Below are 12,668 nucleotides of genomic sequence, written 5' to 3'. Positions count from 1 at the left end.
CCGTGCAGGTGCCGCCCGGGCGGCACCTCCATCACCCCCGGCGTCCCGCCGGGGCGTACGGGAAGCGGCTCAGACGTCAGTGCCCAGAACCGAGTTGAGCTGCTGCGGGTTCCCACAGACGATCAACAGGGCGCCGGCCCGCGCATGAGCGAGCGGCAGGGCGTCGGCGGCTGCCGAGTCGGGACCGCCGTTGACGGCGACCACGACCACGGGGCGCGATGCGGCGCGGGAAGCCCCGGCGGCGTCCGTGTAGAAGACGTCGTCGGCCGCGTCGTGCTGCGCCCAGTAGGAGGCTTCGCCGAAGGACAGTTCGTGGACAGCCCACGGGTGCTGTTCGCCGGTGGTGATCACCAGCACGTCACCGGGGGCTCGACCCGAGTCCAGCAGTAGGTCGACGGCTTCCTCGGCAGCATCGAGCGCGCCCTCGGCGGAGGCCGGGATCAGCTGGATCTGAGGAGTCACCGCGGCCGGAGCAGCGGCGACAGGGGCGGCGGGGCCCGGCGCTCCGGGCTTGGCCACGGCCGCGTCGCGCGGTGCGTGTTGCACCGGCGGCGCGGGCCGCAGCGGGCCGGGCCGACCCGGACGCGGATGCGCCGCGGGGCGGGGGCCGGGTACAGGACGAGGGGTCGGCGCGGTACGGCCACTGGCCGGAGTGGCGCGGGGACCCTGGGCACTCTCGTGAATCTGAGGCTCCTCGGGAAGGAGAGGCATGAGCTGATATTTATCAAACGTTGGTACGGCTCGCATCGGCGGGTGGCACATGAGTGCGAGCGGATCCGTCAGAAATCGAAGCCGAGCTGACCCTCGATCCTTGGAACGCTTCCCTCCACCCAGCTGCGGGCCTTCTTGAGGTGCCGCCACTGAGGCAGCGCATCAAGATACGCCCACGACAACCGGTGGTACGGGGTCGGGCCCCGCTCCTCCAGTGCGGCCTTGTGCACGGGCGAGGGATACCCGGCGTTGGCCGCAAAATCGAAGTCTGCATGGTCGATACCCAGTTCGGCCATCATTTTGTCGCGCTGAACCTTGGCGATCACAGAGGCCGCCGCGACAGCCACGCACGACTGGTCCCCCTTGATCACCGTGCGGACCTTCCAGGGCATGCCGAGATAGTCGTGCTTCCCGTCGAGGATCACCGCGTCGGGACGGACCGGCAGGGCATCCAGCGCACGCACCGCCGCGAGTCGCAGAGCGGCCGTCATACCCATCTGGTCGATCTCCTCCGGAGAGGCGTGACCCAGGGCGTACGACGTGACCCACTTCTCCAACTCCAGGGCTAGCCCCGTGCGCCTTTTGACGCTGAGCAGCTTGGAGTCGGTGAGGCCTTCGGGGGGCCGGCGCAATCCGGTGATCGCCGCGCAGACGGTGACGGGACCGGCCCACGCGCCGCGCCCCACCTCGTCGACACCGGCAATGACCTTCGCTCCGGTCGTGGCGCGCAGGGAGCGCTCGACGGTGTGAGTAGGCGGTTCGTACGGCATGGCGCCCTTAGCGTACGCCGCCCGGATCACTCTCCGACACCCCGGTATCGCAGAACGCCTTTACCGGCTCTCGAGACCGCGGTCACCCACCGCTCGGCCGCAGCAGCGGGAGCATCAACTGGTCGATCATTTCTTCCAAATCCCGATCGCTCCATTCGCTCGCGCACACCTTGGATCGGTACATCATCATGGCCGGAATGGCATCGAAAACGAAGCCGTTCATCGCATCGGCCCGCACCTCCTCCCGCTCCACCCCACGAGCAATGATCTCGCGCAGCAATCGGAGGGTCGGCTCCACGACCCCCCCGAAGATCACGCCATGGAAGCGTTCCGCTTGCACAGGGTCGCATTCGTGAATCACTGCACGGAGCGCGAAGCCGGGCGGCGAGAACATCGCGTCGCGCGCCCGCCGGCACAGGGTGAGCAGGTCCTCGCGCACGCTGCCCAGATCGGGGGCCTCCTCGACAGCCGGAAGTCCGGCCTGGAGTGCGTCCGCAACGAGGTCCTCCTTCGACGGCCAACGACGATAGACCGCGGCCTTCCCGGTCTGGGCGCCGGCGGCGACGCCCTCCATCGTGAGGCCTTTCCAGCCGACCGTACTGAGTTGATCCAGGGCGGCATCGAGGATCGCGCGTTCCAGTACGGGGCCGCGCCGGCGAAGGGAAACCGTCTGAGCGGAGGCGGCCGTCCAGCGCGAGGTAACCATCTGAGCTTCTCCAACGTACGGGGGAAAGTGGGGATTCCGGGGGCGGGGCAGCGCCGCGCGGCGACAGCTGGGGACACTCCACGCGACGACATATTGAGTGAACGGTTGCGTTCACTACTCAGGGCTCACTACCGTTGACGCGACAGTGAACGTGACCGTTCACTAAGGCACTTGTGGGGGACCCATAGTGACAACCTCTCAGTTGACTCAAAACCAGAAACCAGGTGTGGCCCGCCGGGAGGGACACCCCGGTATCGCTCTCACCGTCATCGCGGCCTGCCAACTCATGGTGGTACTCGACGCGACGATTGTGAACATCGCGCTCCCGCACATTCAAGACGCACTCAAGTTCAGTACGACCGACCTCACCTGGGTCGTCAGCTCCTACACGCTGACCTTCGGCGGCCTGCTGCTCCTCGGCGGCCGGGCCGGCGACATCCTCGGCCGCCGCCGGGTCTTCATGACCGGGATCCTGCTCTTCACCTTCGCCTCGCTGCTCGGCGGCCTTGCCCAGGAGCCCTGGCAGTTGCTGGCCGCACGCGTACTGCAGGGAGTGGGAGGTGCGATCGCGTCGCCCACGTCGCTGGCGCTCATCACCACGACGTTCCCCGAAGGGCCGGAACGGAACAGGGCCTTCGGTGTCTTCGCCGCGGTCTCCGCGGGCGGCGGTGCCATCGGTCTGCTCGCGGGAGGCATGCTCACGGAGTGGCTCGACTGGCGTTGGGTGCTCTTCGTGAACGTCCCGATCGGCGTGCTGATAGCCGTGCTCACCCCGCTCTACATCAGCGAGTCGGAGCGGCACACCGGGCGCTTCGACGTCTCGGGCGCCCTGACCTCCACGGCGGGCATGGCTCTGCTCGTCTACGGCTTCATCCGCGCGGCTGACGAGGGGTGGCGGGACAGCATGTCCATAGGTTCCTTCGGTGCCGCCGTGGTGCTGCTGGTGGCCTTCGCAGTCATCGAATCCCGGGCGAAGGAACCGATCACGCCGCTCAGGATGTTCACGGACCGCAATCGCTCCGGCACGTACGTGATCATGCTGAGCCTCGCCGCGGCGATGTTCGGCATGTTCTTCTACATCGTGCTCTTCGTGCAGAACGTGCTTGGGTACAGCCCGATCCAGGCCGGTCTCGCCTTCCTGCCGGTGACGGTCGTGATCGCGCTTGGGGCGGGGCTGTCCCAGCGGTTCCTGCCGGTACTCGGGCCCAAACCGTTCATGATCGTGGGCTCCGCGCTCGCGGCGATCGGGCTTGGCTGGCAAACCCTGATCAGCTCCGGCAGCTCTTACGTCGGTGGCGTCCTCGGGCCGATGCTGGTGTTCGGCTTCGGTATGGGTCTGAACTTCGTGACGCTGACGCTCACCGCGGTCTCCGGTGTCGACCAGCACGAGGCGGGCGCGGCGTCCGGACTGCTCAACGCCACGCAGCAGGTGGGCGGCTCGCTCGGCCTGTCCATCCTGACCACGGTGTTCGGCTCGGCGAGCAAGAGCGAGGCGGAGAAGCAAGTGCCGAAGTTCCTCGCCGAGGGCTCGGCGGAGCAGAAGGCTGACTTCAGTCAAACGCACCAGCTGCCTGCCCCGTGGGGACACGAGGTGCTCGCCCAGGGCATCTCGACGGGCTTCATCGCGGCAACAGCCATGGCCGTGGTCGCCCTGGTCACCGCCTGGTTGGTGATCAAGGTCCGTAAGAGCGATCTGGATTCTCTCGCCGGAACGGCGGGTCCGGGTATCGGCTGAGCCGACCGGTCGCGTGCGAAGCTGCGGATGGCCGGTCCCAGTCCGGGGGACCGACGGCGAGGACCACGGTCCGGCCATTCGCCCGCAGAACGCGCGAGCGCGAGCCACCGGGCCCAGCACGCCAAGCATGGCCAGAACACCCAGAACGCCCCGCAGCGTCACCGACCCCGTCACGAACTGCACGATCACCCCCTGCGGCCTAGCCGTATCACGTGCCTGCGTTCCGCCACGCATCACGCAGCGGATGTCATGAGAACGCCGAGGCAGTCACGCACAGTTCCCGACGACCACGGAGAGTTTCGGCGAGTTCATCGGTCCACGCCTTTCCGACGGACGGTCGAGCGAGAAGAGCCACAGGCGGCAGGCCCCGTCAGTTGGCGGGGGGAACCCAGACGGGCAGTGCCTCTGTCTGCGCAGCCCACGCGGCCGGCGGCGCTCCCGCTTTGCCGGAGGACACCACCCCGCCCACAATGGCACAGGTCGTGTCCACGTCACCGCCGACCTGCGCGGTCGTCCAGAACGCCTGCTCGTAGTCCCCCAGGCCTCTTGCGGCCGACCAGAGCGCGAAAGGCACGGTGTCGTGGGCCGTCGTACGCCGCCCGCAGCCGAGCACGGCCGCGACGGTGCCGGCATCGGCGTAGTCCAGCATGTCCCGGGCTCGTCGCAGGCCCGCGCCGACAGCGCTCTTCGGAACGAGCGCCACGACTCCGTCGAGGAGTGCCTCGGGGCTGGGCGGACCGCCGGGGGCGGCAGCCAGGGCGGCGGCCGCGGCGACGGCCATGGCGCCGACAACAGCCTCACGGTGCTGGTGTGTGGGGTAAGAGGAGATCTCCGCCTGGTGGGTCGCCTGCTCCGGGTCGTCCGCGTACCAGGCACCCAGGGGTGCGATCCGCATCGCGGCGCCGTTGCCCCAGGACCCCTGGCCGTTGAAGAGCGCCGAGGCGAGTTCCCGCCAGTCACCGCCCTCCCGGACCAGCCGCAGCAGACGGTTGACCGCCGGACCGTAGCCGCGGTCGAAGTCGTGGTGCTCGGCGAAGGAGTGGGCCAGGGCGTCCTGGTCGATGCGGTGGTGGGCGGCCAGGACGGCAACCACGGAGCTGGCCATCTCCGTATCGTCCGTCCACTGCCAGGGGCCCGGCGGCAGCTCGCGGTCCTTGAGCAACGGGTAGTTCACCGGCACGAAGAACTGCGAGCCCAGCGCGTCCCCCACGGCCAGTCCGCGCAGGCTGGCCAGGGCACGCTCCAGGCGCCCGTCGGGAGAGGAGTCAGCAGTCATCGCCCTGTCACTCTATCCGGTGATCCCGTACGGCTCAGGATCCCGCCAGTGTTCGAAGGGCCGGTCCATCGCGTACTTGCCGTTGTCCCCGAGAACGAGCATCCGCATCTCCGCGTTCCCGGGATTCGACAGCGACTCGAACTCCGCGACCGTCCAGTGGAACCAGCGCATGCAGAACAGCCGCATGGCAAGGCCGTGGGTGACCAGCAGCACGTTCGGCGGGTGATCGGGGGCCTCGAAGCTGCGGTACAGGCTTTCCAGGAAGCCGCCGACCCGGTCGTACACGTCGGCGCCGGACTCGCCCTGGGCGAAGCGGTAGAAGAAGTGGCCGTAGGCGTCCCGGTATGCCTTCTGGAGGCGGACGTCGTCGCGGTCCTGCCAGTTCCCCCAGTCCTGCTCGCGCAGCCGCGGCTCTTCGCGCACCCGTATGAGGTCGGGGTCGAGATGGAAGGCCCGCAGCGTCTCGTGCGTACGACGGTACGGGGAGACGTACACGCTGACGCGTTCGCGGCCGAAGACCTCGCGCAGCCGTTTCCCGGTCTCCTCTGCCTGCTGCCAGCCCTGCTCGGTCAGAGCAAGGGCGTGGTCGGGTTCACGCTCGTAGACGGTGTCATCAACATTGCCCGTTGACTCGCCGTGCCGGACAAGGACGATGCGCCGTGGTCGTGCCATGCCAAAACCCTAGATCGAGTGAGGCCCCATAGAGCACTCGTACGGCCTCCATACGGCGTAGGTCACACACTTTCCGCACCAAGGGCCACTGCAAGGAGCACGAGTAACAGGTCCGGACGTCACACCGTCCAGGACGGTTCGAGCTGCACGATGTCGCCCGTGAGGGATGCGACGTCCGCTTCCGTCTGGGCCCGCAGCGCGAGGCGCTCCACTCTCTCGGTGCGGTACTTGCCGTGTTCAGCGGCCGACAGCCACATCGAGAGCACCAGGAACTCGTTCCCCGGCGCCTCGCCGAACAGGCCGCGGATCATCCCGGGGGAACCGGCCATCGCAGGGTTCCAGACCTTCTCCTGCATCAGCGTGAAGTGCTCGGCGCGCTCCTCGTGGACGCGGCAGTGGGCGACCCGTACCAGGTCCGCGTCCGAGAACCGCGGTTCGAAGCCGGTCTTCACGTCGAAGCGGTAGTCGAACAGCTTGGCCTGGCTGTCCTTGAAGGTGCCCGACTGCGCCGCCGCCAGCCGGTCGTGTGACCGGGCCATGAACGAGTCGTAGAAGGCACGGCTCTCCCAGAAGGCGAAGATGTGCGCCACGCCTTGCCGGCTCCGGCTCCATCCCCCACCCTGCCCCCGAAACCCCGGCTCCCCCAGAAGCCCCGCCCACTTTCGCTGTCCCCGCTCGAAACCGCGGCGGTCCACCACGGTGCAGCGAATCCACTTGACCAGCACCGCGCCATCGTAAGGCCACGGAGCGTGGCGTAGGTCACTCTCGGACGGAGAGCTCGCCCGTAGAGGCACGGAGTCGCGTGGCAGGATGGACAACCTGCCTTGCCGGCCCGGCAGTTCGGGCGGCGCCACAGGGGGAAGGGGAAGCCTGGTGAACGGCCTCAAGAAGGGCATCCGCAAGGTCGAGATCGCCGTCAAGTGGGACCCGAGTCCGGCGGGCCGGCCACCCAGCGATCTGGACGTCGTCGCCGCCACGTACTTGGCGAGCGATCCGTACGGGGATCCGGCCTATGTCGTGCACTTCGACAGCCGCTCACCCGACGGGACCATCTACCTCAACCGCGACAGCAAGGATGGCAAGGGCTTCGGCTGGGACGAGGTCATGACGCTGGAGCTGGACCGGCTGGATGCCCGCTACGCGCGCGTGGTGGTCGGCGTCGTCATCCAACAGCGCTCCGGCCACACGACCTTCGTCAACGTGATCAACCCGGCGCTCCGCATCCGTGAGGGATACACCGTCCTGGCCGAGGACAACTTCGGCGACGTCCTCGGGGCGACGGCGACGACAGTCGCGGAGTTCGTGCGCGAGGGGTCCGGCACCTGGACCTTCCAGCCCGGCGTCCACGGCTTCGAGGACGACCCGGCGACGTTCACGGCGACCATGGGCCGGGCCCGCCGGCCCTGACCCCGAACAGGGAGCGATCTCAGGACGGCAAGTCAGCAAGTCAGGGTGTGTTGCTCGCTGGTGACGCAAGCCCCGTCAAAGACGCCGAGGGCGGTGGCGCCGAGAACCGGCGCCACCGCCCTGACAGTGGCTTCACACCCTGAGGGTGCCGACGATCAGCTGCACCCGCTGGTCGAGCCGCAGCCCTCGCAGATGTAGCAGGAACCCGCCCGCTGCATCTTCGTACCGCAGGAGAAGCACAGCGGCGCGTCGGCCTGGATGCCCATCTGCATCTCCACCAGTTCGGCGCTGGTGTGAGCCTGCTGCGGGGCGGGCTTGACCGCCTCGACCTCGGCCTTCGGCGTGGCGACGGCCTTCAGCTCCTGGGCGCGCGGCGCCGACTGGGCCAGGCCCTCGACGTCGACCTCGTCGTCGGACGGCTCGTACGAACCCGTCTCCAGGTGACGCTGACGCTCCTCGGCGGAGTGGATACCGAGCGCGGAGCGCGTCTCGAAGGGCAGGAAGTCGAGCGCCAGGCGGCGGAAGATGTAGTCGACGATCGACTGCGCCATCCGCACGTCCGGGTCGTCCGTCATACCGGCCGGCTCGAAGCGCATGTTCGTGAACTTCGAGACGTACGTCTCCAGCGGCACGCCGTACTGAAGGCCGACGGAGACGGCGATCGAGAAGGCGTCCATCATGCCCGCGAGGGTCGAACCCTGCTTCGACATCTTCAGGAAGACCTCGCCCAGGCCGTCGTCCGGGTAGGAGTTGGCCGTCATGTAGCCTTCGGCGCCGCCGACCGTGAAGGACGTCGTGATACCGGGACGGCCCTTGGGGAGGCGCTTGCGGACCGGGCGGTACTCGACGATCTTCTCGACCGTCTCGCGGATGGTCGCTTCGACCTTCTCCGTGACCTCGGCCTTTTCCTTCTCCTTGGTCTTGGCGGAGAGGGGCTGGCCGACCTTGCAGTTGTCGCGGTAGATGGCGAGTGCCTTGACGCCCATCTTCCAGGCCTCGAAGTAGACCTCTTCGACGTCCTCGACGGTCGCCGTTTCCGGCAGGTTGACCGTTTTGGACAGCGCGCCGGAGATCCACGGCTGGATGGCGGCCATCATGCGGACGTGACCCATCGCGGAGATGGAGCGCTCGCCCATGGCGCAGTCGAACACCTCGTAGTGCTCGGACTTGAGGCCCGGTGCGTCGATCACATTGCCGTGGTCGGCGATGTGGGCGACGATCGCCTCGATCTGCTCCTCCTGGTAGCCCAGGCGGCGCAGGGCCTGCGGGACGGTGCCGTTGACGATCTGCATCGAGCCGCCGCCGACCAGCTTCTTGAACTTGACCAGGGCGAGGTCGGGCTCGAGGCCGGTGGTGTCGCAGGACATCGCGAGACCGATGGTGCCGGTCGGGGCGATGACGGACGCCTGGGAGTTACGGAAACCGTTCTTCTCACCGAGGCGCAGCACGTCCTGCCAGGCCTCCGTGGCGGCGGCCCAGATCGGCGAGTCCAGGTCGTCCACACGGACGGCCACGGTGTTGGCGTCCGAGTGCTGCTTCATGACGCGCAGGTGCGGCTGGGCATTACGGGCGTAGCCGTCGTACGGGCCGACGACCGCGGCGAGTTCGGCTGAGCGCTTGTACGACGTGCCGGTCATCAGGGAGGTGATGGAGCCCGCGAGAGCCCGGCCGCCGTCGGAGTCGTACGCGTGGCCGGTCGCCATCAGCAGGGCGCCGAGGTTGGCGTAGCCGATGCCGAGCTGGCGGAACGCGCGCGTGTTCTCGCCGATCTTCTGGGTCGGGAAGTCCGCGAAGCAGATGGAGATGTCCATCGCGGTGATGACGAGTTCGACGACCTTGGCGAAACGGTCGACGTCGAAGGACTGGTGGCCAAGGCCGTCGTCCTTGAGGAACTTCATCAGGTTCAGCGAGGCGAGGTTGCAGGACGTGTTGTCCAGGTGCATGTACTCGCTGCACGGGTTCGAGCCGTTGATACGGCCCGACTCCGGGCACGTGTGCCAGGCGTTGATGGTGTCGTCGTACTGGATGCCGGGGTCGGCACACGCCCAGGCCGCCTCGGCCATCTTGCGGAAGAGGGACTTGGCGTCCACCTCTTCGATGACCTCGCCGGTCATCCGCGCGCGGAGGCCGAACTTGCCGCCCTGCTCGACCGCCTTCATGAACTCGTCGTTCACCCGGACCGAGTTGTTGGCGTTCTGGTACTGCACCGACGTGATGTCGTCGCCGCCCAGGTCCATGTCGAAGCCCGCGTCACGCAGGGCGCGGATCTTCTCCTCTTCCTTGACCTTGGTCTCGATGAAGCCCTCGATGTCGGGGTGGTCGACGTCGAGGATGACCATCTTGGCGGCACGCCGGGTGGCGCCACCGGACTTGATCGTTCCTGCGGAGGCGTCGGCGCCGCGCATGAAGGAGACGGGCCCCGAGGCGTTGCCGCCGGAGGACAGCAGTTCCTTGGAGGAGCGGATACGCGAGAGGTTCAGGCCGGCACCGGAGCCGCCCTTGAAGATCATGCCTTCTTCCTTGTACCAGTCGAGGATCGACTCCATGGAGTCGTCGACGGACAGGATGAAGCAGGCGGAGACCTGCTGGGGCTGGGGCGTACCGACGTTGAACCAGACGGGGCTGTTGAAGCTGAAGATCTGGTGCAGAAGGGCGTACGCCAGCTCGTGCTCGAAGATCTCCGCGTCGGCGGGCGAGGCGAAGTACTTGTAGTCCTCGCCGGCCTTCCGGTACGTCTTCACGATGCGGTCGATGAGCTGCTTGAGGCTCACCTCGCGCTGCGGGGTGCCGACAGCACCGCGGAAGTACTTGCTGGTGACGATGTTGACCGCGTTCACCGACCAGAAGTCGGGGAACTCGACGCCACGCTGCTCGAAGTTGACCGAGCCGTCGCGCCAGTTGGTCATGACGACGTCACGACGCTCCCAGGCCACCTCGTCGTACGGATGCACGCCGGGGGTGGTGTGGATGCGCTCGATACGCAGCCCCTTGGTCGCCTTGGTGCCCTTGGCGCGGGAACTCCGTGCCGGACCGCTCGCCGTCTCTGTCATGCCGCCTCCCTGTACAGGCAAAAACGCCCTGAAATGCCACGATGTTCCCGTGGCACTGTGTTGTGTCTGGTGTCGCGGGCACCCACTCGCATACCGCCCGCAACAAGTCGTCGTCCGACGCCGCCCGGCCGGACCCGGGTTTGGTTTGGCCCAGTTCCGGCCCGCCGGTCAGTCGGCGGCGTGGGCGGGTTCGGGGACCTGAGCAGTCCCGCCGGACCCGCGGCCGTCTTCCTTGCTCCCCGTGAGAGCCCCTTCGCGGTCCTCGTCGTCCGCGGTGGGGGGTCCCGTCTGCTGCCTGAGTTCCGCGATCGCGGCCTCGAAGTCCTCGAGCGAGTCGAATGCCCGGTAGACGGAGGCGAATCGCAGATAGGCGACGAGATCGAGTTCCTGCAACGGGCCGAGTATGGCCAGCCCCACGTCGTGGGTGGTCAGCTCGGCGCTTCCGGTGGCCCGCACCGCCTCCTCGACCCGCTGGCCGAGCTGGGCGAGTGCGTCCTCCGTGACAGGCCGTCCCTGACATGCCTTGCGCACGCCATTGATGACCTTGGTACGACTGAAAGGCTCGGTGACTCCGGACCGCTTCACCACCATGAGCGAGCACGTCTCCACGGTCGTGAAACGACGGGAGCAGTCAGGGCACTGGCGGCGCCTGCGGATCGACGTACCGTCGTCGGTCGTTCGACTGTCGACGACACGGCTGTCGGGGTGCCTGCAGAAGGGGCAGTGCATGAATTCCCAACCCTCCTCAACAGCAGACTCAATAGCCTCAAGAGACCTCTCAGGCCTCTTGGGCCCCTTGAAGCAGCCCCAAGCATAGGCGATCGCCGAGGGCTCAAAGACCCGGGGGACCACAACTTCTGGGCCGCTGCTGCAATCCAACCACTACATGTGGGGATTGGCCCATACATACACGCCGTACACGTGTGTCGCGGGCGTATTGGCATGTGCCCCACGCCCGTACCGCCACACCGACACACAGGCCGCACGGCCGTACCGCTGCGACACATGCGGAGATACCGTGGGCGCCACGGGGAGGGCACGTGGGGGTTCCCGCACAGATGGGGGCCGGTCCCCGGCTGCCAGGAAGGCTGATGGCAGACTGGGCCGGCGCTCACGAGGTCGCCATCCCGGCGGTGAAGAGTACAACAATGGGCGCTTTTGTCTGCCAGGTGCCGCGTCATCCATACACCCAGGCATGTGATCGAGTCAGGCTATTCACGGTTTTTCACTCGAACGTGTGTTTGGCGCAACCTTTCGAAAGCAACTACCGTTGTCCAGCAGGGAGACCATCGAGAGGGGCCGACGTGACCACCACCGCAGACAGTGCCATCATCACTGCCCAGGACCGCTCCCAGGGCCGACTCGAGCCGGTGCATGCGATGAACGAAGCCATGAATCCCGAGGCGCACAAGCGCTCCTTGCCGGGCCGACCTCCGGGCATCCGGGCGGACAGCTCCGGGCTCACCGACCGGCAGCGGCGGGTGATCGAGGTCATCCGGGACTCAGTGCAGCGGCGTGGCTACCCGCCGTCGATGCGGGAGATCGGCCAGGCGGTCGGCCTGTCCAGCACGTCGTCCGTCGCGCACCAGCTCATGGCGCTGGAGCGCAAGGGCTTCCTGCGCCGTGACCCACACCGACCGCGCGCGTACGAGGTGCGCGGTTCCGACCAGACCTCATCGGCGCAGCCCACGGACACCGCGGGAAAGCCCGCCGCGTCGTACGTCCCGCTGGTCGGCCGCATCGCCGCAGGCGGCCCGATCCTCGCGGAGGAGTCCGTCGAGGACGTGTTCCCTCTCCCTCGCCAGCTGGTCGGCGACGGTGAGCTGTTCGTCCTCAAGGTCGTCGGCGACTCCATGATCGAAGCCGCGATCTGTGACGGCGACTGGGTCACGGTCCGCCGTCAGCCTGTCGCCGAGAACGGCGACATCGTCGCCGCGATGCTCGACGGCGAGGCGACCGTCAAGCGCTTCAAGCGCGAGGACGGCCATGTCTGGCTTCTCCCGCACAACTCCGCGTACGAGCCGATTCCCGGCGACGACGCGACCATCCTCGGCAAGGTGGTGGCAGTGCTGCGGCGCGTGTGACGGCTGCGGCGGCGGCTCGTATCGGCCGCCCCTGTGACCGGGCCCCGGGACCTCTGCGCCGGTTCCGGGGCCCTGTGCTGTGCGATCCCCGGCGACAAGGGGATTCGAATCGGGGGTGGGGGGGGGGGGGGGGGGGGGGGGGGGGGAGAAACACCCCCCCCCCCCCCCCCCCCCCCCCCCCCCCCCCCCCCCCTTCCCTTCCCTTCCCCCCCCCCCCCCCCACCCCCTCCCCCCCCCCCCCCCCCCCCCCCCCCAAC

11 protein-coding genes are annotated in these 12,668 nt (G+C 67.9%); 3 read left to right on the top strand and 8 right to left on the bottom strand.

Translation table 11 applies throughout. The features are described 5' to 3' along the window. Positions 1 to 69: 69 nt before the first annotated feature. The 3 genes from ACZ5XS_RS28325 to ACZ5XS_RS28315 all read right to left on the bottom strand — a co-directional run bounded on the left by ACZ5XS_RS28325 (position 70) and on the right by ACZ5XS_RS28315 (position 2,187). The gene (locus ACZ5XS_RS28325) at positions 70 to 711 is read right to left on the bottom strand and encodes a hypothetical protein (protein WP_468655942.1); all 642 of its coding nucleotides are present in this window, start codon (positions 709 to 711) and stop codon (positions 70 to 72) included. 68 nt (positions 712 to 779) lie between these two features. Next, positions 780 to 1,481 (bottom strand): ribonuclease HII, encoded by a 702-nt coding sequence (locus ACZ5XS_RS28320; protein WP_468656036.1) that lies wholly within the window; start codon positions 1,479 to 1,481, stop codon positions 780 to 782. A gap of 82 nt (positions 1,482 to 1,563) precedes the next feature. Further along, positions 1,564 to 2,187, bottom strand: a complete 624-nt coding sequence (locus tag ACZ5XS_RS28315; RefSeq protein WP_468655940.1) for a TetR/AcrR family transcriptional regulator — start codon at positions 2,185 to 2,187, stop codon at positions 1,564 to 1,566. A 187-nt stretch (positions 2,188 to 2,374) separates the two neighbouring features. Here ACZ5XS_RS28315 and ACZ5XS_RS28310 point away from each other — a divergent pair, with 187 nt between their 5' ends. Next, a complete protein-coding gene (locus ACZ5XS_RS28310) occupies positions 2,375 to 3,922 on the top strand; it encodes an MFS transporter (protein WP_468655938.1) in 1,548 nt (515 codons plus the stop codon). A gap of 370 nt (positions 3,923 to 4,292) precedes the next feature. Here ACZ5XS_RS28310 and ACZ5XS_RS28305 read toward each other — a convergent pair whose 3' ends face one another. The 3 genes from ACZ5XS_RS28305 to ACZ5XS_RS28295 all read right to left on the bottom strand — a co-directional run bounded on the left by ACZ5XS_RS28305 (position 4,293) and on the right by ACZ5XS_RS28295 (position 6,595). Continuing rightward, positions 4,293 to 5,198, bottom strand: coding sequence for an ADP-ribosylglycohydrolase family protein (locus tag ACZ5XS_RS28305; protein ID WP_468655936.1), 906 nt, complete (start codon positions 5,196 to 5,198; stop codon positions 4,293 to 4,295). 12 nt (positions 5,199 to 5,210) lie between these two features. Further along, positions 5,211 to 5,870: a histidine phosphatase family protein gene (locus ACZ5XS_RS28300; RefSeq protein ID WP_468655934.1), complete on the bottom strand. Its 660-nt coding sequence runs from the start codon at positions 5,868 to 5,870 to the stop codon at positions 5,211 to 5,213. Positions 5,871 to 5,989: 119 nt separating this feature from the next. After that, a complete protein-coding gene (locus ACZ5XS_RS28295; protein ID WP_468655932.1) occupies positions 5,990 to 6,595 on the bottom strand; it encodes a YdbC family protein in 606 nt (201 codons plus the stop codon). Between the two features lie 148 nt (positions 6,596 to 6,743). Here ACZ5XS_RS28295 and ACZ5XS_RS28290 point away from each other — a divergent pair, with 148 nt between their 5' ends. Beyond that, positions 6,744 to 7,277 (top strand): TerD family protein, encoded by a 534-nt coding sequence (locus ACZ5XS_RS28290; RefSeq protein ID WP_468655930.1) that lies wholly within the window; start codon positions 6,744 to 6,746, stop codon positions 7,275 to 7,277. Between the two features lie 155 nt (positions 7,278 to 7,432). Here ACZ5XS_RS28290 and ACZ5XS_RS28285 read toward each other — a convergent pair whose 3' ends face one another. Both ACZ5XS_RS28285 and nrdR read right to left on the bottom strand, forming a co-directional pair. Beyond that, positions 7,433 to 10,327, bottom strand: coding sequence for a vitamin B12-dependent ribonucleotide reductase (locus ACZ5XS_RS28285; protein ID WP_468655928.1), 2,895 nt, complete (start codon positions 10,325 to 10,327; stop codon positions 7,433 to 7,435). A 168-nt stretch (positions 10,328 to 10,495) separates the two neighbouring features. Beyond that, complete coding sequence (gene nrdR / locus ACZ5XS_RS28280) at positions 10,496 to 11,056, bottom strand: transcriptional regulator NrdR (RefSeq protein WP_468655926.1); 561 nt, start codon at positions 11,054 to 11,056, stop codon at positions 10,496 to 10,498. Between the two features lie 575 nt (positions 11,057 to 11,631). Between nrdR and lexA the strand changes: the two genes are divergently transcribed. Continuing rightward, a complete protein-coding gene (gene lexA / locus ACZ5XS_RS28275; RefSeq protein WP_217237363.1) occupies positions 11,632 to 12,411 on the top strand; it encodes a transcriptional repressor LexA in 780 nt (259 codons plus the stop codon). Positions 12,412 to 12,668 lie beyond the last annotated feature (257 nt).

Source organism: Streptomyces sp. NPDC033131 (assembly GCF_055578365.1).
Note: the sequence above shows the minus strand (reverse complement) of the source record. Positions and strands in the feature narration are given on the sequence as shown.

Excerpts from the sequence above, each read along its gene's own strand:
- ACZ5XS_RS28325 (WP_468655942.1), bottom strand. The coding sequence starts at position 711 with ATGCCTCTCCTTCCCGAGGAGCCTCAGATTCACGAGAGTGCCCAGGGT.
- ACZ5XS_RS28320 (WP_468656036.1), bottom strand. The coding sequence starts at position 1,481 with ATGCCGTACGAACCGCCTACTCACACCGTCGAGCGCTCCCTGCGCGCC.
- ACZ5XS_RS28315 (WP_468655940.1), bottom strand. The coding sequence starts at position 2,187 with ATGGTTACCTCGCGCTGGACGGCCGCCTCCGCTCAGACGGTTTCCCTT.
- ACZ5XS_RS28305 (WP_468655936.1), bottom strand. The coding sequence starts at position 5,198 with ATGACTGCTGACTCCTCTCCCGACGGGCGCCTGGAGCGTGCCCTGGCC.
- ACZ5XS_RS28300 (WP_468655934.1), bottom strand. The coding sequence starts at position 5,870 with ATGGCACGACCACGGCGCATCGTCCTTGTCCGGCACGGCGAGTCAACG.
- ACZ5XS_RS28285 (WP_468655928.1), bottom strand. The coding sequence starts at position 10,327 with ATGACAGAGACGGCGAGCGGTCCGGCACGGAGTTCCCGCGCCAAGGGC.
- nrdR (WP_468655926.1), bottom strand. The coding sequence starts at position 11,056 with ATGCACTGCCCCTTCTGCAGGCACCCCGACAGCCGTGTCGTCGACAGT.